Origin of the sequence: Pantoea sp. 9140, assembly GCF_000745295.1 — a bacterium.
Taxonomy (GTDB): Bacteria; Pseudomonadota; Gammaproteobacteria; order Enterobacterales; family Enterobacteriaceae; genus Pantoea; species Pantoea vagans.
The window spans coordinates 3,053,759-3,073,397 of sequence record NZ_JQNO01000001.1 but is presented as its reverse complement, the minus strand read 5'-3'; the positions used below and the strand labels follow the sequence as shown (position 1 = coordinate 3,073,397).

Annotated in this window: 20 protein-coding genes; 14 read left to right on the top strand and 6 right to left on the bottom strand. The window is 56.6% G+C overall.

The annotated features are described in order from the left end of the window. The first annotated feature begins 13 nt into the window (after nt 1-13). Complete coding sequence (gene tcdA, locus FA92_RS14205; RefSeq protein ID WP_013358904.1) at nt 14-826, top strand: tRNA cyclic N6-threonylcarbamoyladenosine(37) synthase TcdA; 813 nt, start codon at nt 14-16, stop codon at nt 824-826. Here tcdA and csdE read toward each other — a convergent pair. Beyond that, a complete protein-coding gene (gene csdE / locus FA92_RS14200) occupies nt 805-1,260 on the bottom strand; it encodes a cysteine desulfurase sulfur acceptor subunit CsdE (RefSeq protein ID WP_033783983.1) in 456 nt (151 codons plus the stop codon). The two genes, tcdA and csdE, sit on opposite strands and share 22 nt — an antisense overlap. A gap of 2 nt (nt 1,261-1,262) precedes the next feature. Beyond that, nucleotides 1,263-2,471, bottom strand: coding sequence for a cysteine desulfurase CsdA (gene csdA / locus FA92_RS14195; protein WP_033783982.1), 1,209 nt, complete (start codon nt 2,469-2,471; stop codon nt 1,263-1,265). 209 nt (nt 2,472-2,680) lie between these two features. Between csdA and FA92_RS14190 the strand changes: the two genes are divergently transcribed. The 4 genes from FA92_RS14190 to rlmM all read left to right on the top strand — a co-directional run bounded on the left by FA92_RS14190 (nt 2,681) and on the right by rlmM (nt 5,693). Beyond that, nucleotides 2,681-2,902: a YgdI/YgdR family lipoprotein gene (locus tag FA92_RS14190; protein ID WP_003854643.1), complete on the top strand. Its 222-nt coding sequence runs from the start codon at nt 2,681-2,683 to the stop codon at nt 2,900-2,902. Nucleotides 2,903-3,236: 334 nt separating this feature from the next. Beyond that, the gene (locus tag FA92_RS14185; RefSeq protein WP_003854641.1) at nt 3,237-4,154 is read left to right on the top strand and encodes a transcriptional regulator GcvA; all 918 of its coding nucleotides are present in this window, start codon (nt 3,237-3,239) and stop codon (nt 4,152-4,154) included. 50 nt (nt 4,155-4,204) lie between these two features. Further along, complete coding sequence (locus FA92_RS14180; protein ID WP_013358901.1) at nt 4,205-4,600, top strand: DUF423 domain-containing protein; 396 nt, start codon at nt 4,205-4,207, stop codon at nt 4,598-4,600. Next, nucleotides 4,593-5,693: a 23S rRNA (cytidine(2498)-2'-O)-methyltransferase RlmM gene (gene rlmM / locus FA92_RS14175; protein ID WP_033783981.1), complete on the top strand. Its 1,101-nt coding sequence runs from the start codon at nt 4,593-4,595 to the stop codon at nt 5,691-5,693. The genes FA92_RS14180 and rlmM overlap by 8 nt, the downstream gene beginning before the upstream one ends. Nucleotides 5,694-5,717: 24 nt before the next feature. On the opposite strand, the gene xni is transcribed toward rlmM, so the two are convergent. From xni to queF, 3 genes are all read right to left on the bottom strand, one after another. Continuing rightward, nucleotides 5,718-6,473, bottom strand: coding sequence for a flap endonuclease Xni (gene xni, locus FA92_RS14170; protein ID WP_033783980.1), 756 nt, complete (start codon nt 6,471-6,473; stop codon nt 5,718-5,720). A gap of 34 nt (nt 6,474-6,507) precedes the next feature. Further along, nucleotides 6,508-7,872 (bottom strand): nucleotide 5'-monophosphate nucleosidase PpnN, encoded by a 1,365-nt coding sequence (ppnN, locus tag FA92_RS14165; protein WP_033783979.1) that lies wholly within the window; start codon nt 7,870-7,872, stop codon nt 6,508-6,510. A gap of 169 nt (nt 7,873-8,041) precedes the next feature. Further along, nucleotides 8,042-8,887, bottom strand: a complete 846-nt coding sequence (queF, locus tag FA92_RS14160) for an NADPH-dependent 7-cyano-7-deazaguanine reductase QueF (protein WP_013358897.1) — start codon at nt 8,885-8,887, stop codon at nt 8,042-8,044. A 62-nt stretch (nt 8,888-8,949) separates the two neighbouring features. Between queF and syd the strand changes: the two genes are divergently transcribed. The 4 genes from syd (at nt 8,950) to FA92_RS14135 (ending at nt 11,654) form a co-directional block, all read left to right on the top strand. Further along, the gene (gene syd / locus FA92_RS14155; protein ID WP_033783978.1) at nt 8,950-9,498 is read left to right on the top strand and encodes a SecY-interacting protein; all 549 of its coding nucleotides are present in this window, start codon (nt 8,950-8,952) and stop codon (nt 9,496-9,498) included. A gap of 588 nt (nt 9,499-10,086) precedes the next feature. Further along, the gene (locus tag FA92_RS14145; protein WP_033783977.1) at nt 10,087-10,416 is read left to right on the top strand and encodes a YqcC family protein; all 330 of its coding nucleotides are present in this window, start codon (nt 10,087-10,089) and stop codon (nt 10,414-10,416) included. Continuing rightward, on the top strand, nt 10,416-11,195 hold the full coding sequence (truC, locus tag FA92_RS14140) for a tRNA pseudouridine(65) synthase TruC (protein ID WP_033783976.1): 780 nt from the start codon (nt 10,416-10,418) through the stop codon (nt 11,193-11,195). Before FA92_RS14145 ends, truC begins: the two co-directional genes overlap by 1 nt. A gap of 12 nt (nt 11,196-11,207) precedes the next feature. Then, nucleotides 11,208-11,654: a flavodoxin gene (locus FA92_RS14135; protein WP_013358893.1), complete on the top strand. Its 447-nt coding sequence runs from the start codon at nt 11,208-11,210 to the stop codon at nt 11,652-11,654. A gap of 49 nt (nt 11,655-11,703) precedes the next feature. On the opposite strand, the gene garD is transcribed toward FA92_RS14135, so the two are convergent. Beyond that, on the bottom strand, nt 11,704-13,263 hold the full coding sequence (gene garD, locus FA92_RS14130; protein ID WP_013358892.1) for a galactarate dehydratase: 1,560 nt from the start codon (nt 13,261-13,263) through the stop codon (nt 11,704-11,706). Nucleotides 13,264-13,828: 565 nt separating this feature from the next. Here garD and FA92_RS14125 point away from each other — a divergent pair. Genes FA92_RS14125 through garR form a run of 5 tightly spaced genes read left to right on the top strand, consistent with a single transcriptional unit; the run spans nt 13,829 to nt 19,595 of the window. Next, on the top strand, nt 13,829-15,190 hold the full coding sequence (locus FA92_RS14125; RefSeq protein ID WP_033733627.1) for an MFS transporter: 1,362 nt from the start codon (nt 13,829-13,831) through the stop codon (nt 15,188-15,190). After that, the gene (locus tag FA92_RS14120; RefSeq protein WP_033783975.1) at nt 15,187-16,533 is read left to right on the top strand and encodes an enolase C-terminal domain-like protein; all 1,347 of its coding nucleotides are present in this window, start codon (nt 15,187-15,189) and stop codon (nt 16,531-16,533) included. The genes FA92_RS14125 and FA92_RS14120 overlap by 4 nt, the downstream gene beginning before the upstream one ends. A gap of 10 nt (nt 16,534-16,543) precedes the next feature. After that, nucleotides 16,544-17,875, top strand: coding sequence for a glucarate dehydratase (gene gudD, locus FA92_RS14115; RefSeq protein WP_033783974.1), 1,332 nt, complete (start codon nt 16,544-16,546; stop codon nt 17,873-17,875). A gap of 45 nt (nt 17,876-17,920) precedes the next feature. After that, the gene (gene garL, locus FA92_RS14110) at nt 17,921-18,691 is read left to right on the top strand and encodes a 2-dehydro-3-deoxyglucarate aldolase (RefSeq protein WP_013358888.1); all 771 of its coding nucleotides are present in this window, start codon (nt 17,921-17,923) and stop codon (nt 18,689-18,691) included. Nucleotides 18,692-18,710: 19 nt separating this feature from the next. Continuing rightward, nucleotides 18,711-19,595, top strand: a complete 885-nt coding sequence (garR, locus tag FA92_RS14105; RefSeq protein WP_013358887.1) for a 2-hydroxy-3-oxopropionate reductase — start codon at nt 18,711-18,713, stop codon at nt 19,593-19,595. Nucleotides 19,596-19,639: the final 44 nt, after the last annotated feature.

Genomic DNA, 19,639 nt, shown 5'->3' with positions numbered 1-19,639 from the left:
AACAGGTTCAACTATGAAAGTGTTAAATGACGCCTGGCATCAGCGCTTTGGCGGCACGGCGCGTCTCTATGGCCAGGATGCGCTGCAACGTTTTGCTGACGCACACTTCTGCGTCATTGGTATTGGCGGCGTGGGTTCCTGGGCAGCGGAAGCGTTGGTGCGCACCGGCATTGGTAAAATCACCCTGATAGATATGGATGATGTCTGCATTACCAACACCAATCGACAGCTTCATGCGCTGCAGGGCAACGTCGGAAAAGCCAAAACGGAGGTGATGGCGGAGCGGCTACGGGCGATCAATCCGGACTGCGACGTGATCTGCATTGATGACTTTATTACGCCCGAGAACACCGCCGAACTGATGGCCGCCGGTTTCGACTATGTGATCGACGCGATCGACAGCGTACGCCCTAAAGCGGCGCTGATCGCCTGGTGTCGCCGGAATAAGATCCCGCTGATCACCACCGGTGGCGCGGGCGGACAGATTGATCCGACCCAGATCCAGGTTGCCGATCTGGCGAAAACCATTCAGGATCCACTAGCGGCGAAGCTGCGCGAACGCCTGAAAAGCCTGGGCGTGGTGAAAAGCAGCAAGGGCAAACTTGGCATCGACTGCGTTTTTTCTACCGAAGCGCTGGTCTATCCGCAGGCCGACGGCAGCGTTTGTGCTTCACGCAGCACGGCAGAGGGTCCGAAGAGAATGGATTGCACATCCGGCTTTGGCGCGGCCACCATGGTGACCGCGACGTTCGGTTTTGTGGCCGTTTCGCATGCGCTGAAGAAGTTTCTGGCACGTGCCGCCCGTCAGGATGCGGTCAGCGCCTGACGCGCGGCATGCTCTACCGCAGCAGCCAGCGCCTGCAGACCGCTGCTGCGTGAGGCGCTGAGCTGGGCACGCAGCCCCAGCTCATCAAACAGGGTTAAGGGATCGGTGGCCAGTAATTGCTGCGGCGTCTGGCCCTCAACGGCGGTCAGCAGCACGGCCAGCAGGCCGCGCACGATCCGTCCTTCACTGTCACCATAGAAGTGCAGTGAGCCATCCTCACACAGCTGGCTGCCCAGCCAGACCCGGTTTTCACACCCGCTCAGTTCAATTTCCGCTATTTTCAGTTCCTCCGGCAAGGCTGGTAACTGGCGGCTCAGCTGGATCAGCTGACGATAACGATCTTCCCACTGGTGAAAACGGCCAAAGCTCTCTTTCAGACTGGCAACGGTAATCTGTTCGCCAAACGGGTGTGGCGCTAACCGCGATGAACGCATAATCAAAACTCCGATAACAGCGCGATGGCGCTCTTCATGGCGCGCACCAGCGCATCAACATCCTGCAGATTATTATAGGGTGCAAAAGAGGCGCGCAGCGTGCCACTGACGTCCAGCGCCGCCAGCAAGGGCTGAGCGCAATGCTGACCGGCGCGCAGTGCGATTCCCTGCTCGGCCAGCAGCGTTACCAGGTCACTGTGATGCAGACCTGAGAATTCAAAGGCCAGCAGGCTGGCATTGCCACAGCGGAAGCTGCGAAAGCCGGGCAGTTCTGCCAGCTGCTCTTCCGCCAGCGAGGCAAGCTGCTGACTCCAGCGCTCGGCTTCGGACAGATCGTACTGCGCCAGCCAGCTCAGTGCCGCACTCAATCCCACCACGCCAGCCACATTCGGGGTGCCAGCCTCAAAACGCCACGGTACCGGCTGCGGCATAAAACCATTGAAGTCGACATTCGTGATCATCTTACCGCCGCCCTGCCAGGGCGCCATCGCCTCCAGCAGCTCCGCTTTGCCATATAACGCGCCAATGCCCATCGGGCCGTAAATTTTATGGCCGGAAAAAGCGTAAAAGTCGATATCCAGCGCCTGTACGTCAGGCGGGTAGTGCACCACCCCCTGCGCGCCATCGACCATCACTTTCGCGTCCACGGCATGTGCCAGTGAAATCGCCTGTGCGAGATCGGGGCATCCCCCGGTGACGTTCGACATCTGACCTACAGCCAGCAGGCGGGTGCGGCTGTTAAGCAGAGCGGGTAACAGGCTGATATCGGGCAGACGATCTGGCCCTAACGGCCATTTTACGACGCGGGCACCGCACGCCTGCGCAGCCATTAGCCAGGGAACCAGGTTGGCGTGGTGCTCAGCCTCACTCACCACGATCTCATCACCGGGCTGCAGGCGCGGACGCAGCCAGCTGTTCGCCACCAGGTTTATCGCTTCGGTGGTGCCACGCGTCCAGACAATCTCTCGATCGTCCGCGGCGTTAACCCAGCGGGCAACCTGATTGCGCGCCTGCTCATAGCGCTGGGTTAAGGCCTGGGCAGCAGCAAACTGGCTGCGATGAACCGTACCCGCGCTGAGGCTGTAAAACTGCTGCGTGCTGTCAATCACGGCCTGCGGCTTCAGCGTGGTCGCGGCGCTGTCGAGGTAGACGCCGGCGTCGGCGAGCGCGGGAAACTGCTGGCGGAATGCGGTGGGATTAAATGCGGTCATGCCGGGTCCATGATAAGAAAAATTAGGACCACACTGAAAGAATGGTCTGCGTCTGGCAAAGCTGGAAAAGCGCGTTATGCTGAATATTGCAAGGTTTGAACCAAACCCGCATAACGATCGGACGTTTAATAGTCGATCTCACTTATCGGCTGCCTCTGGTTAGCGTAACGCGGGTGGTTTGATGCAATCAATCTACAAGGAGATAGCAGATGAAAAAACTTACCGCAGTCCTGGCCGTGTGTACTCTGGCTTTTACCCTGAGTGCCTGTTCAAGCAATTATGTCATGCATACCAACGATGGTCGCACCATCGTGGCTGCCGGCAAGCCAAAAGTTGATAACGATACCGGCATGATCAGCTATAAAGATGCGAATGGCAACGAGCAGCAGATCAACCGCTCTGATGTCAAAGAGATGGTCGAGTCAAAGTAAGCAGCAAAAAAAAAGCACCGCAATTTGCGGTGCTATTTAAAAATCACTATGGACAGACAGGGTAAATCTAAAGGAATTAAGAGTTCGATCCGCAATCGTCGGATCAAAAATTGCAAACACAACATCACGACCACAAGCCAAAAGCTTTCAGAAAATCTGCGAACTCACTCACAAATCTAAAAACTTTTCGTTCCGGCTCAGGAAGTGCGGCAACTATAGGTATTTGCTGGAGGTTCCTCAACGGACAAATTATAATGCCTCGGATTAAAAATTCTAATACGTAAACGCTTTGTATAAGCCTGCGTATTTTTCGCCGATCCGGATACGGAAAACCATGTCGAAACGCCTTCCTCCTCTTAACGCACTGCGGGTTTTTGATGCCGCTGCGCGCCATTTAAGCTTTACCAAAGCCGCTGAAGAGCTGTTTGTCACCCAGGCTGCCGTAAGCCATCAGATTAAATCTCTGGAAGATTTTCTGGGGTTAAAGCTGTTTCGCCGGAGGAATCGTTCGCTGTTACTGACCGAAGAAGGGCAAAGCTACTATCTCGACATCAAAGAGATTTTCTCGGCAATTAACGAAGCGACCCGCAAACTGCAGGCGCGCAGTGCCAAGGGCGCGCTGACCGTCAGTTTACTGCCGAGCTTTGCTATTCAGTGGCTGGTTCCCCGCCTTTCCAGCTTTAATATGGCTTATCCGGGAATCGACGTGCGTATCCAGGCCGTTGACCGCGATGAAGAGAAGCTGGCCGACGATGTCGACGTGGCAATTTTCTACGGACGCGGCAACTGGCCCGGCCTGCGGGTTGAAAAACTCTATGCCGAATATCTGCTCCCGGTCTGTTCACCATCACTGATGACCGGCGATAATCCGCTGAAAACCCCGATGGATCTCTCGCGCTTTACCCTGCTGCATGACGCCTCCCGCCGTGACTGGCAATCGTATATCCGCCAGCTGGGTTTACAGCATATCAACGTGCAGCAGGGACCGATTTTCAGCCACAGCGCCATGGTGTTGCAGGCGGCGATTCATGGTCAGGGCGTGGCGCTGGCCAACAACGTCATGGCGCAGAGCGAAATAGAGGCCGGGCGATTAATCTGCCCCTTTAATGATGTATTAGTCAGTAAAAACGCTTTTTATCTGGTTTGTCATGACAGTCAGGCAGAACTGGGTAAAATAGCCGCCTTCCGACAGTGGATCCTGGAAAAAGCTGCAACCGAACAAGAAAAATTCCGCTTTCGCTATCAACAATAACATCTTGATTTATTTGCATTACGATGCAAAAGCATCCTGAGGATAGGTTAATGTCCAGTCGTGCCATGTTTGTTTTTGCGGCTATCAGCGGATTTCTGCTGGTGGCTTTTGGCGCATTTGGTGCCCACGTTTTAAGTCAGTCGCTGGGTGCGGCTGAGATGGCCTGGATTCATACCGGGCTGGAATATCAGGCTTATCACACGTTAGCGGTGATGGGACTGGGTGCCGCGATGTTACGCCGCGCCAATATCTGGTTTTACTGGAGCAGTGCGCTGATGGCGCTCGGCACCGTACTGTTCAGTGGCAGCCTCTATTGTCTGGCGCTGTCACATCTGAAGTTTTGGGTTTTTATCACACCGGTAGGCGGGATCTGTTTCCTCGCCGGTTGGGTATTGATGTTGATTGGCGCGCTGCGTCTTAAACGAAAGGCAGAACGCCATGAATAAAGTTTTACTCTATTGTCGTCCCGGTTTTGAAAAAGAGTGTGCGGCAGAAATCAGCGCTAAAGCGGCTGAACGTGAAATCTACGGCTTTCCGCGGGTTAAAGATGACTCCGGCTACGTGCTGTTTGAGTGCTACCAGTTTGAAGATGCTGAGCGTCTGGCACGTGAGTTACCGTTTGACGAGCTGATCTTTGCCCGGCAGATGCTGGTTGTCGGTGAAATGCTGCGTGACCTGCCGCAGGAAGATCGCATCACCCCGATTGTTGGCATGCTGACCGGCGTGGTGGAGAAGGGCGGCGAACTGCGTGTTGAAGTGCCTGACACTAACGAAGCCAAAGAGCTGACCAAATTCTGCCGTAAGTTCACCGTGCCGTTGCGTTCAGCACTGCGTGAAAGCAAGATTCTGCTGAACTATGAAAGTCCGAAACGCCCTGTGGTGCATGTGTTTTTCATCGCGCCAGGCACCTGTTACGTCGGCTACTCCATCCGGGAAAACAGCTCACCGTTTTACATGGGTATTCCACGGCTTAAGTTCCCCTCCGATGCACCAAGCCGCTCGACCCTCAAGCTGGAAGAGGCGTTTCATGTCTTCATTCCTGCGGATGAGTGGGATGAGCGTTTAGCCAGCGGCATGTATGCCGTGGATCTGGGTGCCTGCCCGGGCGGCTGGACCTATCAGCTGGTCCAGCGCAGCATGATGGTCTATGCGGTCGACAACGGACCGATGGCCCCGAGTCTGATGGATACCGGCCAGGTGATGCACGAGAAAGCCGACGGGTTTAAATTCCGTCCACCCCGCACCAACATCAGCTGGCTGGTGTGTGACATGGTCGAAAAGCCGGTGCGTGTGGCTAACCTGATGACCGACTGGCTGGTTAACGGCTGGTGCCGTGAAGCCATCTTCAACCTGAAGCTGCCGATGAAAAAGCGTTATGAAGAGGTGACGCAGAATCTGGCCATGATGCAGGAGCGCTTTGATGAGAATGGCATCAACGTGCAGATTCGTGCCCGCCAGCTTTATCATGACCGCGAAGAGGTAACGGTACATGTGCGTCGTATGTGGGCAGCGACTGGTGGCCGTCGCGACGAACGTTAATCGCCGGGCTGAGTGCAACTGCACTCAGCCGGTATAACGCAGCGTATTCAGATTGCCCTGCAATACCAGATCCCGCTTTAGCGTGGCTACCTGACGGCTGATCTCAGCCATCTGCTGACCTTCTGCGAGCTTTTCCTGCCATTTGGCGGGCACCTTATCCAGTTGCTGATAGATTCCTTCAAGCGTATGAAACTCTGCCAGCAGCTGTTTCGCGCTTTTCGGGCCGATGCCGGTGATGCCTGGAATTTTACTGCTGCTGATGCCGCACAATCCCCAGTAGTCGGGAAGTAGCTGGGGTGCCACGCCAAATTCAGCTTCGATAAAAGGCAGATCGAGCCAGCGCTTCTGAAAGTAGTCGCGGATGCGGATTTCGGGGGCCAGCAGCTGACAGTAACCTTTGTCGGTGGACACGATGGTGGCCAGGTGTCCGGCCTGCGCCATTTTCACCGCCAGCGTCGCCGCTAAATCATCTGCCTCATCCTCGCCCGCTATCCAGCAGCTTACACCTGCCGAACGAAAGGCCTCCTGCAACGCCGGCATCTCTGCCTGTAAATCGTCTGGCATCGGCGGGCGACCGCTTTTGTAATCGGGCAGCAGCTGATGTCGCCAGCCCTGATGACGTGCCTCGCCATCAAATACTGCGACAGCGTGAGTCGGACGGGCGTGGCCCAGAACCTGGCGCAGCGCAGCCACGCAGCCGTCAACACAGGGTGAGCCCTGTACCGCATGCAGACGGCGAATCAGATTCAGCGCGTCAACAATAACAAGATGAAGAGCCATGAGCGTATCGGCAGCCCGGGGGCTGCCTCCTGGGTTATTTGATAATTTCGTAGCAGGGGATGTAGGCGGTGCCTGGCAGTTTCATGCGTTGCTGGGCAACGAATCCCTGTAGCAGCTCATCCATGCGGTGCATGATGTCGGGATCGCCATGCAGTCTGTAGCGTCCCTTCTCGCGGATTTCGCGGATGCCCATCTCTTTAACATTACCGGCGACGATACCTGAGAAGGCGCGGCGCAGGTCGGCAGCCAGCTTCTCGGGAGGCTGATTGGTATAGAGATTGAGGTTGGCCATATTTTCATGGGTTGGCATGAACGGCACCTGCAGATCGGGCTCAATGCGAATCGACCAGTTAAAGCTGTACGCATCGCCGGTTTCACGACGGTTCTCTTTCACCTGCGGCATCGCTTTCTTCATCAGACGCGCCACTTCTGCCGCGTCATCAATGATGATCTGGTAATGCTTACGCGCCTGTTCACCCAGTGTGTTAACGATGAAATCATCCAGCACGCGGAAGTAATCGGCGCTCTCTTTCGGCCCGGTCAGAATCAGCGGCAACACCTGATTGTTGTTCTGCGGATTCATCAGGATGCCCAGTAGATAGAGCAGCTCTTCAGCCGTACCGACGCCGCCAGGGAAAATGATGATGCCGTGGGCGATACGCACAAACGCTTCCAGACGTTTTTCAATGTCCGGCATGATGATCAGCTCATTCACCAGTGGATTCGGCGGTTCAGCTGCAATGATTGAGGGTTCGGTGAGGCCGATAAAGCGGCTGTCGCGATAGCGCTGCTGAGCATGGCCAACTGCTGCGCCTTTCATCGGCGCTTCCATCACGCCCGGCCCGCAGCCGGTACAGATATTCAGCTCACGCAGTCCAAGCTGCGTACCGACATTGCGGCAATACTGATACTCAACGGCGTTGATTGAGTGACCACCCCAGCAGACTACGGTGTTGGGATACTCGCCGATATGCAGAGCCCGCGCATTACGCAGAATGGAAAACACCGTGTTGGTAATGGTGGCGGAATCATTCTCATCGGCTGCACTTAACCGGCCCGGTATGTTGAGCTGGCCGCTGACAAACAGGATGTCACGCAGCACCGCAAACAGGTTAGCCTGCAGTGAGCGGATGATGCGGCCATCCACGAACGCCTCTTCCGGCGGATTGATCAGTTCCAGTTTGACGCCGCGCTCCTGGCGCAGCACGTTGATGTCGAAATTCTCAAAGCGTGAGAGCAGTTCGTGGCTGCTGTCAGTCTGGCTGCCGGAGTTAAGCACGGCCAGAGAGCAATTGCGAAACAGCTGGTAGAGGTCGCTGCTGGCTGTGCGCTTGAGCATGTCGACTTCCAGCTGCGAAAGCAGATCCATTGAGCCAAGTGGGCTGATATGGGTAATCAAATGAACTCCTTTACACCCGCCTGGGTGCGTGTTGGCACTGCAACGGCAGTGACGAAAATCCCTGGTCGGCAACCCGCAGATTGCCGCCTTCACCAGAGTAGCCTTGTCGGCCCGCACAGCTCAAGCGGAACTGCGCTTACGGCGCCCAGCCTGAGAGAAGTCTCGCAAACTACTGACGGACCAGCCGCGAAAAACCGGGCGAGAAGGGCACATTGGTGCGCCACGGGTTAATATCCAGCCCGCCACGACGGGTGTAGCGCGCATAGACCGTCAGCGCTTCCGGATGGCAGAATCGCATCACATCGTTAAAGATGCGCTCAACACACTGCTCGTGAAATTCGTTGTGCTGACGGAATGAGACCAGATAGCGCAGCAGTGCTTCACGCGCGATACGCGGGCCTTTATAGCGGATCATCACCGAGCCCCAGTCGGGCTGGTTGGTAATCAGGCAGTTCGACTTGAGCAGATGGCTGACCAGCGTCTCTTCAACGATTTCGCTGCCTGCGGCATCCGCCAGATAGTCAGCATTGAAGCGGTAATCCTCTATGGCGATATCCTGCTCATCGATGCAGCAACCCTCAAAATGACCAATCGGCTGACCTTCTATTTCATTGAGACGGAACAACGCGACCCGCGCTTCCCCTTCAGCGCAGGCACTCAGATCCCGCTCCAGCGTCTGACGAACCTCACCCCAGTCGGCAAAGCGGGTCTGATTGAAACTGTTCAGGTAGAGCTTGAAGCTTTTCGACTCGATAAGATTACGGCTTTGCGCATCCAGCACCACTTCGCCAACGGCAACCTGTGGCAGACCTTTGCTGTTGAGCCACGAGAGTTCATACAGGGTCCAGATATCGCTGCCGGTAAAGGGCAGACTGTCGGGAAACAGGCCAAGCGGTTCACGGTTCAGGCTGCGCGGCACCGCCTGCAGTAAGCTGTTGTCATACCGATCGTGATAGGCTGTGGGTTTGCCCAGCGTCAGGTTACTGAGCGCCTGATCCTGTTCGTGAGTAGTCATTGCGGTTACCACCAAAATTAATCAAAGTGGCTAAGTGTAACCTATCAGAAGTGAGAATATGAATGATGCAGCAAACTGCCGCCGCGTTGCGCGACTTTACCACCCGATACTGCCAGCACTGGCTTCAGCATACCGGGCATGCGCCGGCCAGCAGCGATCTCTATGGCGTTCCTTCGCCCTGTGCACTTGAAGATCGCGAGCAGCGGGTCATCTGGCAGCCGCAGCCGTTTAGTCTGCCAACGACGCTGGATGCGATTGAGCGGGCGGTCGACATCCAGCTTCAGCCGCCGATCACGGCGTTCTATACCACGCAGTTTGCCGGCGATATGCAGGCCCGTTTTGGTGAGAATCAGCTGACCCTTTTGCAGGTGTGGAGTGAAGAGGATTTCCTGCGATTACAGGAGAATCTGATTGGGCATCTGGTGATGCAGCGCCGCCTCAGACAGTCGCCTACGCTATTCATTGCCACCACCGATTCAGAGGAGGAGATCATCTCCCTGTCTAATCTCAGCGGCGAAGTAATTCTGGAGCAGCCTGGTCGTAAACAGCGCGTGGTACTGGCAGAAAGTCTTGAGATATTTCTTAAGTCATTACAACCGGTTATCATCTGAATTGCAGTGATTTGCCGCCTGGCTTGTGAGACATCTCTTACATATACTGTGAGAGATCGCCATATAACAGTTGAGACATCCGGAAGGCCATGATGTAAAAATATTGTGAATCATCAACTTAATGGCGTTAATCTGAATTTGTGCAGCACATTTCGTAAAGTTTCGCTGTAAGTACCTTGTGCGCGTAACGAGTTCTGTCAAAATGTTTCTCACTGCAGGATGCTCAGGAAACAGATATCGTCAGGATGATGATAAGCCAGGAGGCAGGAACGTAACGGAGCTTACGGCACACGGAAGGTTTCAGGATGAAACAGGATCGCTCAGGAGTGAGCAAGGGACACCTCCAGGATGGAGAATGAGAACCCCCTCAGAAGAGGTGGTGGGCCAGGATGCTAAGGATACATCAGGACGATGCGCGACAGGAGTTCGCACTGGACAAGTTGTCATGGAAGAGCAGGGAGCAAAAACGTAGCAGGATGGCTGCAAACGAACCGGGAGCACTGTTTATACAGTGCTCCCTTTTTTTGTGCCTGTGCCAACAAGTGATATGCTTGCCGCCCATTTTTGACTGCTTGCCGGAGGTGGCGCATGACGCCTGAACAATTGATTACGCAACGGCTGGAGCAACTGGAAGCGGTGATGCGTGAGCACCATCTCTGGCAGAGTACCCCTCCGGCCGAAGACGCGCTCGAGAGCCGTGAACCCTTTTGCCTGGATACGCTGGAGCCGCTGCAGTGGCTCCAGTGGGTGCTGGTCCCGCGGATGCATGCCCTGATTGCTGCTCAGCATCCGTTACCGCAAAATTTTGCGGTTGCTCCCTACTACGAGGTTGCGCTGGTGCCTGACCAGCCCGGTATTGCGCCGCTGCTGCTGACCCTGCGTCAGCTTGACGCGTTAATCAAGGATGCAGCCCACTGATGCTGGAGATACTCTATCAGGATGAGTGGCTGGTTGCCGTCAACAAGCCCAGCGGCTGGCTGGTTCACCGCAGCTGGCTGGATCGCCATGAAACCGTGTTTGTGATGCAGACCGTTCGCGACCAGATTGGACAGCATGTGTTTACCGCGCATCGCCTGGACAAACCCACCTCAGGCGTACTGCTGATGGGGCTTTCAAGCGAAGCCGGTCGTCTGCTTTCCCTGCAGTTCGAACAGCATCAGATGCAGAAAACCTATCATGCCGTGGTACGCGGCTGGCTGGAGAGCAGCGGAACGCTCGACTATCCGCTGGTGGAAGAGCTGGATAAAATTGCTGACAGGCACGCCACTGAAGCGCGCACCGCACAGCCCGCCGTCACCGATTATCAGTCACTGGCGACGGTCGAGATGCCGGTCGGCATTGGCCGCTATCCTACTTCGCGTTACAGCCTGGTCGAAATGGCCCCTAAAACCGGCCGCAAACATCAACTGCGTCGTCATATGTCGCACCTGCGTCATCCGATTATTGGCGATTCGGCGCACGGCGATCTGCGCCAGAACCGGGGTGCCGCTGAACACTTTGGCGCTAACCGGCTGATGCTGCACGCCAGCAGCCTGGCACTCACCCATCCGGTGACCGGTGAACCTTTACTGATCCGTGCCGGGCTGGATGGCGTCTGGCAGAACGTGATGAACCAGTTTGGCTGGCAGGATCGCATTCCTGAGGTGCCGCGGGTTGAGTTTAACGCAGCGCCAGGACAGGATAACGTTTCAGAATAAGGGAGAAAGCAGATGGCAAAGATTGGCATTTTTGTAGGGACGGTATACGGCAATGCGCTGCTGGTAGCGGAAGAAGCAGAGCCCCTTCTGCAGCAGCAGGGTCATAGCGTCACCGTGTTTGACGATCCGACGCTGGCAGACTGGCAGAACTATGCCAGCGACGTGGCGTTAATTGTCACCTCAACCACCGGACAGGGCGATTTTCCGGATACGATTTCAGGCCTGTTCCATGCGGTTAAAGATAAGCTCGGTCATCAGCCTGCGTTGCGCTATGGCGTGATTGCGCTGGGTGACAGCAGTTATGACCATTTTTGTGGCGCGGGTAAAACTTTCGATGCGCTGCTGCAGGAGCAGGGCGCACAGCGGGTCGGTGAAGTGTTACTGGTTGATGCCACCGAAAATCCTGAGCCGGAAGCGGTGACCTCTCCGTGGGTTGAAGCCTGGGGCGCGCAGCTCTGATGGCAACGCCAGGCTTATCGCAGCATAAGGATAAGCCTGGCGTGCGATATCAGGTCACCGGTGCCGGGTTAAACACCGCCAGCTGATTACGGATGCCCCAGCGATCGGACCAGGTCTGCTTCCTGCCACTGGCAATGTCCAGAATCAACTCAAACAATCGCCAGCCCACCTGCTCAATACTCTCTTCACCGGTCGCAATCGTGCCGGCATTAATATCCATCAGATCGTGCCAGCGCTCGGCCAGCGCATTGCGCGTTGCCATCTTGATGACCGGAATCGCAGCCAGACCGTAGGGCGTTCCGCGGCCGGTAGTAAACACCTGTAGCGTGATACCGGATGCCAGCTGCTGCGTACCGCAGACAAAATCGCTGGCGGGCGTCGCCGCGTAGATCAGGCCACGTCGCGTAGGTCGCTGACCGGGCGAGAGCACTTCGACAATGGCGCTGCGCCCCGATTTGGCGATCGACCCCAACGCTTTTTCCACCACGTTCGCCAGACCGCCTTTTTTATTGCCCGGCGACGGATTCGCGCTGCGATCGGTCTGGCCCTGGTCGAGGTAGTTGTCATACCAGGCCATCTCCTCCAGTAAGCGCTTACCGACTTCCTGATTAATCACCCGCGGCGTCAGCAGGTGAATCGCATCACGCACTTCAGTGACTTCCGAAAACATCACCGTCGCACCGCAGCGCACCAGCAAATCAGACGCGAAACCCACTGCCGGATTCGCCGTTACGCCTGAGAATGCATCGCTGCCACCGCACTGCATGCCGACAATCAGTTCTGCAGCAGAACAGGTTTCGCGCTGGCGCTGATTCAGCCGCTGGAGATGGCGCTCCGCTACCTGCAGAATCTCATTTACCATCGCCCCAAAACCGACCAGCTTCTCATCCTGCAGGCGCACAATGTCATGATCGTCCAGCGAAATCGCCTGCACGTCGGGCGTGCCGGTCAGCAGACGCTCCGGCTGTAACTTCTCACAGCCCAGGCTGACGATCATCACTTCGCCACCGAAATTGGCATTCAGCGCCAGGTTATGAATGGTGCGAATCGGCACCACCGCCGCGGGTGCATTAATCGCCACGCCGCAGCCATAAAGGTGATTGAGCGCGACCACGCCATCCACATTCGGGTAGCGCGGCAGTAAATCCCGTTCAATGATCTGTACGACATGATCCACCACACCGGCCACGCAGTGGACGCTGGTGGTGATGCCGAGCAGGTTACGCGTGCCGACGCTGCCATCCGCATTGCGATAACCTTCAAAGGTATAGCCTTCCAGCGGCGGCAATTCAGGTGGAACCTGCGTGGCTAACGGCAGACTCGCCAGCGGAGGCGCTTCCGGCAACGCGACCAGCGACTCATCAATCCAGCTGCCCTGGGCAATATCCCGTAATGCATAGCCGATGACTTCGCCGTAACGCACGATCTCTGCACCCTGGTTAATCGCGCGCAGCGCGACTTTGTGACCCTGTGGCACATGCTCCGTAAGTGTCAGGCCATCCGCAAACTGCGTGCCAGCCGGCAGGCCCAGGCTGTTAACCACTATCGCCACATTGTCGTGCTCATGGACTTTGATATAGAGCGGTTGTTCATCTGTTTTGGGGTACATCGCTCACCTTCCCGTCTGTCGTGCCGTACTTGTGCGGCACGCTGTAATGTTCTGACCTGTCACACGTTTGTTTGCCATCTTCAGTATAGGGAGGCGGAGCAGGGCGCGCATTGTGCAAATGACCACCATTGAGACAATTCGCCTTATCGATTTGGGGCGATTATCCAGAAGCAAGTGAAGAGCCTCACAAACAGCGGGGGAAAGCGTTACCTGAGGCGGTTATTGCTCGGTTATTTGCCGCTTTCGTGAGCCATCCCGCAGGGTTTTGTGCATCCGCCACACAATCACTTCTGCACGGGCATTATTCCAGGGCGATGTGCCAATGTGCTCGCTTCAGGCTGTTCTTATACTGGGTTCCGTTAGCCAAAGTCAGGTTATCTGTCACGACGTATTACTCATCCGCAAAGGTCGCAGAAGCGCATTGGCTGCCACCTCGCAGATGGATAAATAAAGGTTTGCCAGAACAAAAAGATCGCCGTGTTTAACCCAACTTCTCTCTGATACCCAACGCGATGTGTATGTAGTCAGAGCGAATGTAGCTCACGCTATATTTCAGGAGTGCATCATGAATAGTTTCAGCCAGACCGCGGAAACGGTGCAGAAGCGCACCAATGCCCGCTACTGGATTGTGGTGATGTTATTTATCGTCACCTCATTCAACTACGGTGACCGCGCAACCATCTCGATTGCCGGTTCCGCGATGTCCAAAGATATCGGCCTCGATTCGGTCGGACTTGGCTATATCTTCTCTGCCTTCTCATGGGCGTATGTTATTGGCCAGATTCCGGGCGGCTGGCTGCTCGATCGCTTCGGCTCTAAACGCGTCTACTTCTGGAGCATCTTTACCTGGTCGCTGTTTACGCTGCTGCAGGGCTTCGTGGATATCTTCAGCGGCTTCGGCATCATCATGTCGCTGTTTATTCTGCGTTTCCTGGTGGGTCTGGCTGAAGCGCCTTCCTTCCCCGGCAACAGCCGGATTGTGGCCGCCTGGTTCCCGGCGCAGGAGCGCGGCACGGCAGTGGCGATCTTCAACTCCGCGCAATACTTCGCCACCGTGATCTTTGCACCCATCATGGGCTGGCTGGTCTCTGAAGTGGGCTGGGCGCATGTGTTCTGGTTCATGGGTGGCCTGGGCATCATCCTCAGCTTTATCTGGCTGAAAGTGATCCACGATCCCACCGATCACCCCGGCGTGAACAAAGCTGAACTGGAGTACATGGAGCAGGGCGGCGCGCTGATCAACATGGATGTCAAAAAGGATACCCGCAAGGTGAGCTGGAGCGAGAAGTGGTTTCAGATTAAGCAGCTGCTGACGTCACGCATGATGCTGGGTATCTACCTCGGTCAGTACTGTGTTAACGCCTTAACCTATTTTTTCATCACCTGGTTCCCGGTCTATCTGGTGCAGGCGCGCGGCATGTCGATTCTGAAAGCGGGCTTTATTGCTTCGATTCCGGCAGTGTGCGGCTTCCTGGGCGGCGTGCTGGGCGGAGTTATCTCCGACTGGCTGATGCGTAAAACCGGCTCGCTGAATATCGCGCGTAAAACGCCGATCGTGCTCGGCATGCTGCTCTCTATTTCGATGGTGATGTGTAACTACACCGAGACCGAATGGGTGGTGGTGTTCTTTATGGCACTGGCGTTCTTTGGTAAAGGCATTGGTGCGCTGGGCTGGGCGGTGATGGCGGATACCGCACCGAAAGAGATCAGCGGACTCAGCGGCGGCCTGTTTAACATGTTCGGTAACTTCTCCGGCATCGTGACCCCCATTGCTATCGGCTACATCATCGCCACCAGTGGTTCCTTTGAAGGTGCACTGGTCTATGTCGGCATTCATGCCTTTGTTGCGGCATTCAGCTTCCTGGTGATTGCCGGTGATATCAAACGTGTCGAACTGAAATCCTGGCACGGTAAGGATGCATCATGAATACGCAAAGTTCCCCGGTAATCACGGAGATGCGGGTTATCCCGGTCGCCGGTTACGACAGCATGCTGCTTAATATTGGCGGTGCCCACAACGCCTGTTTTACCCGCAACATTGTGGTCCTCACCGACAGCGCCGGCCACACCGGCGTGGGTGAAGCGCCCGGCGGTGACACCATCTATCAGACGCTGGTGGAGGCGATTCCGCGGGTTTTAGGCCAGCAGATTGCCCGCATGAACAGTCTGGTGCAGCAGGTACACAAAGGGAATCAGTCGGCTGACTTCACCACTTTTGGCAACGGTGCCTGGACTTTTGAGCTGCGCGTCAATGCGGTGGCCGCGCTCGAAGCGGCGCTGCTCGATCTGCTGGGACAGTGTCTGGGCGTCCCGGTGGCTGAGCTGCTGGGGCCGGGCAAACAGCGTGATGAAGTGACGGTGCTGGGCTATCTGTTCTATCTCGGCGATCGGCGCAAAACCGATCTGCCCTATCTCACTGGTGAGCAGGCCAGTCACGACTGGTATCACCTGCGCCATCAGGAAGCGCTAAGCAGCGATGCCGTGGTGCGGCTGGCTGAGGCAGCACAGGATAGGTACGGCTTTAAAGATTTCAAACTCAAAGGTGGCGTGCTGCCGGGTGAGCAGGAGATCGCCACGGCGGCAGCGCTGAAGCAGCGCTTTCCCGATGCGCGCATTACAGTTGACCCCAATGGGGCCTGGCTGCTGGATGAGGCGATAGCGCTGTGTAAAGGGATGCAGGATGTGCTGAGCTACGCCGAAGATCCCTGCGGCGCAGAGCAGGGCTATTCGGGGCGTGAAGTCATGGCCGAGTTCCGGCGCGCCACCGGCCTGCCGGTCGCCACCAACATGATCGCCACCAACTGGCGCGAGATGAACCACGCGGTGATGCTGAATGCGGTCGATATTCCGCTGGCGGATCCACACTTCTGGACGCTGAGCGGTGCCGTGCGTGTCGCCCAGCTGTGCGATGAGTGGGGCCTCACCTGGGGTTGCCACTCTAATAATCACTTCGATATTTCCCTGGCGATGTTCACCCATGTGGGTGCGGCGGTGCCGGGCAATCCCACCGCGATTGATACCCACTGGATCTGGCAGGAGGGCGATCAGCGCCTGACGAAAAATCCGCTGCAAATCCGCAATGGAAAAATCGCCGTACCGGATGCACCGGGTCTGGGCATTGAGCTCGACTGGGACCAGGTAAACAAAGCCAATCAGCTTTATCAGTCACTGCCCGCCGGTGCACGTAACGACGCGACGGCGATGCAGTATCTGATCCCCGGCTGGACTTTTGATCGCAAGCGCCCGGCATTCGGCCGGAAAACAGCATAAGGAGCAGGAGATGAGTTCAACACCGAAAGTGACCGCCATGCAGGTTATTCCGGTCGCAGGCTATGACAGCATGCTGCTGAACCTCAGTGGCGCTCACTCGCCATTCTTTACCCGCAACATTGTGATTATCAAAGATAACGCCGGACATACCGGCGTCGGTGAAATTCCGGGCGGCGAGAAAATCCGTCAGACGCTGGAAGATGCCGCCTCGCTGGTGATCGGCAAAACGCTGGGTGAGTACAAAAATACCCTCAGTCTGGTGCGCAGTACTTTTGCTGACCGCGATGCGAGTGGCCGCGGCAACCAGACCTTTGATCTGCGCACCACGATTCATGTGGTAACCGGCATCGAAGCGGCGCTGCTTGATCTGCTGGGTCAGCACCTGGGCGTCAACGTCGCCTCGCTGCTGGGTGACGGGCAGCAGCGTGACCGTGTTGAGATGCTCGGTTACCTGTTCTACATCGGCGACCGCACTAAAACCTCGCTCTCTTATCAGAACCAGCAGAATGATCCGTGCGACTGGTATCGCCTGCGCCACGAAGAGGCGTTAACGCCGGATGCGGTAGTGCGTCTGGCGGAAGCGGCCTATGAGAAATATGGTTTTAACGACTTCAAACTTAAAGGTGGCGTGCTGCGCGGCGGTGAAGAGGCCGAAGCGGTTACGGCGCTGGCAAAACGTTTTCCTGAAGCTCGCATTACCCTCGACCCCAACGGGGCCTGGTCACTCAACGAGGCGATCATGCTCGGCAAACAGCTCAAAGATGTGCTGGCCTACGCAGAAGATCCCTGTGGCGCAGAGCAGGGCTACTCAGGGCGTGAAGTGATGGCGGAGTTCCGCCGTGCGACCGGCATGCCCACCGCCACCAATATGATCGCCACCGACTGGCGGCAGATGGGGCATACCCTGTCGCTGCAGTCGGTGGACATTCCGCTGGCCGATCCGCACTTCTGGACCATGCAGGGTTCGGTGCGCGTGGCGCAGATGTGTCACGACTTCGGCCTGACCTGGGGTTCGCACTCCAATAACCACTTCGACGTTTCGCTGGCCATGTTTACCCACGTGGCCGCCGCCGCACCGGGCGCGATTACCGCCATTGATACCCACTGGATCTGGCAGGAGGGCAATCAGCGCCTGACCAAAGAGCCGTTCCAGATCAAGGGCGGTATGGTGCAGGTGCCGCAGAAGCCGGGTCTTGGCGTAGAGCTGGATATGGATCAGGTGATGCAGGCCAATGCGCTCTATCAGAAGCAGGGGCTGGGCGCGCGTGACGATGCTGAAGCGATGCAATTTTTAGTGCCGGGATGGACTTTCGACAATAAACGCCCGTGCCTGGTACGTTAACCTTTCTGGCTCCCGCCGCGGAGCCACCGTCACAGGAGTTCAACCATGAGTAATGCAGCCTGGCCCAATGGATTTCGTCGTCGCCTGTTAGCGGGCGACACCCTGATTGGCAGCTGGTGTGCGCTGGCCAGTCCGATCTCAACTGAAATCCTGGGGCTGGCCGGTTTCGACTGGCTGGTACTGGATGGCGAACACGCGCCCAACGACATCACGACCTTTGTGCCGCAGCTGATGGCGCTGAAAGGCAGCCACAGCGCCCCCGTGGTGCGTCCGCCCTGCAACGAGCCGGTGATCATTAAGCGTCTGCTGGATATCGGCTTTAACAATTTCCTGGTGCCGTTTGTCGAAACCGAAGAGGAAGCTCTGCGTGCCGTCGCCTCAACCCGCTATCCGCCCGCCGGGATTCGCGGTGTCTCGGTGTCGCACCGCAGCAACATGTACGGCACGTTGCCGGATTACAACAGCACCATTAATGACAACATCACGGTGCTGGTGCAGATCGAAACCCAGCAGGCGGTCGACAACATTGACGCCATCGCGGCGGTGGATGGCGTCGACGGTATTTTCGTCGGGCCGGGCGATCTTTCCGCTGCGCTGGGCTATCTCGGCCAGCCTGCGCATCCTGAAGTGCTGAAAGTGATTAAACACATTTTTGAACGTGCCAAAGCGGCCGGTAAGCCGAGCGGCATTCTGGCGCCGGTGGAAGCGGACGCGCGTCGCTATCTGGAGTGGGGAGCCACCTTTGTGGCCGTCGGCAGCGATGTCGGAATGTTCCGCAACGCCTCGCAGGCGTTATGCGACAAATTTAAGCGCTAATCGATCAAGGAGAAACGCAATGAAAATTGGATTTATTGGCCTGGGCATTATGGGCAAACCCATGAGTAAAAATCTGGTGAAAGCCGGTTATTCGCTGGTGGTACGCGATCACAACGCCGAAAACGAAGCGGAGCTGACGGAACTGGGCGCGACCGTGGCGAAATCGCCTAAAGAAGTGGCGGAACAGTGCGACGTGGTGATTACCATGGTGCCTAACTCGCCGCAGGTGATCGAGGTCTGCCTGGGTAAAAATGGCATCGTCGAAGGGGCGAAGCCGGGCCTGGTGGTGATCGACATGAGTTCGATTGCGCCGCTGGCGAGCCGTGAAGTCCATGATGCGCTGGCAGAAAAAGGCATCAAAATGCTGGATGCGCCGGTCAGCGGCGGTGAACCTAAAGCGATTGAAGGCACGCTCTCTGTGATGGTCGGTGGCGATAAAGCGGTGTTCGATGCCTGCTACGACATCATGAAATCAATGGCGGGATCGGTCGTGCATACCGGCGACATCGGTGCAGGTAACGTTACCAAGCTGGCAAACCAGGTGATTGTGGCGCTGAACATTGCGGCCATGTCCGAGGCGCTGTCGCTGGCGACGAAAGCGGGTGTGAATCCGGATCTGGTTTATCAGGCAATTCGCGGTGGCCTGGCGGGCAGCACGGTACTGGATGCCAAAGCGCCGATGGTGATGGACCGCAATTTCAAACCGGGCTTTCGTATCGACCTGCATATCAAAGATCTGGCGAACGCGCTGGATACCTCGCACAGCATCGGCGCGCATCTGCCGCTGACGGCGGCGGTGATGGAGATGATGCAGGCGCTGCGCAACGAGGGTCAGGGTACCGCCGACCATAGTGCGCTGGCCTGCTATTATGAGAAGTTAGCGAAGGTTGAAATCGCCCGCTAAAATCCGGTGCCGGTTTCCTGAAACCGGACTGGTTAAGAGCCGTT

Excerpts from the sequence above, each read along its gene's own strand:
- tcdA (WP_013358904.1), top strand. The coding sequence starts at position 14 with ATGAAAGTGTTAAATGACGCCTGGCATCAGCGCTTTGGCGGCACGGCG.
- csdE (WP_033783983.1), bottom strand. The coding sequence starts at position 1,260 with ATGCGTTCATCGCGGTTAGCGCCACACCCGTTTGGCGAACAGATTACC.
- csdA (WP_033783982.1), bottom strand. The coding sequence starts at position 2,471 with ATGACCGCATTTAATCCCACCGCATTCCGCCAGCAGTTTCCCGCGCTC.
- FA92_RS14190 (WP_003854643.1), top strand. The coding sequence starts at position 2,681 with ATGAAAAAACTTACCGCAGTCCTGGCCGTGTGTACTCTGGCTTTTACC.
- FA92_RS14185 (WP_003854641.1), top strand. The coding sequence starts at position 3,237 with ATGTCGAAACGCCTTCCTCCTCTTAACGCACTGCGGGTTTTTGATGCC.
- FA92_RS14180 (WP_013358901.1), top strand. The coding sequence starts at position 4,205 with ATGTCCAGTCGTGCCATGTTTGTTTTTGCGGCTATCAGCGGATTTCTG.
- rlmM (WP_033783981.1), top strand. The coding sequence starts at position 4,593 with ATGAATAAAGTTTTACTCTATTGTCGTCCCGGTTTTGAAAAAGAGTGT.
- xni (WP_033783980.1), bottom strand. The coding sequence starts at position 6,473 with ATGGCTCTTCATCTTGTTATTGTTGACGCGCTGAATCTGATTCGCCGT.
- queF (WP_013358897.1), bottom strand. The coding sequence starts at position 8,887 with ATGACTACTCACGAACAGGATCAGGCGCTCAGTAACCTGACGCTGGGC.
- syd (WP_033783978.1), top strand. The coding sequence starts at position 8,950 with ATGATGCAGCAAACTGCCGCCGCGTTGCGCGACTTTACCACCCGATAC.
- FA92_RS14145 (WP_033783977.1), top strand. The coding sequence starts at position 10,087 with ATGACGCCTGAACAATTGATTACGCAACGGCTGGAGCAACTGGAAGCG.
- truC (WP_033783976.1), top strand. The coding sequence starts at position 10,416 with ATGCTGGAGATACTCTATCAGGATGAGTGGCTGGTTGCCGTCAACAAG.
- FA92_RS14135 (WP_013358893.1), top strand. The coding sequence starts at position 11,208 with ATGGCAAAGATTGGCATTTTTGTAGGGACGGTATACGGCAATGCGCTG.
- garD (WP_013358892.1), bottom strand. The coding sequence starts at position 13,263 with ATGTACCCCAAAACAGATGAACAACCGCTCTATATCAAAGTCCATGAG.
- FA92_RS14125 (WP_033733627.1), top strand. The coding sequence starts at position 13,829 with ATGAATAGTTTCAGCCAGACCGCGGAAACGGTGCAGAAGCGCACCAAT.
- FA92_RS14120 (WP_033783975.1), top strand. The coding sequence starts at position 15,187 with ATGAATACGCAAAGTTCCCCGGTAATCACGGAGATGCGGGTTATCCCG.
- gudD (WP_033783974.1), top strand. The coding sequence starts at position 16,544 with ATGAGTTCAACACCGAAAGTGACCGCCATGCAGGTTATTCCGGTCGCA.
- garL (WP_013358888.1), top strand. The coding sequence starts at position 17,921 with ATGAGTAATGCAGCCTGGCCCAATGGATTTCGTCGTCGCCTGTTAGCG.
- garR (WP_013358887.1), top strand. The coding sequence starts at position 18,711 with ATGAAAATTGGATTTATTGGCCTGGGCATTATGGGCAAACCCATGAGT.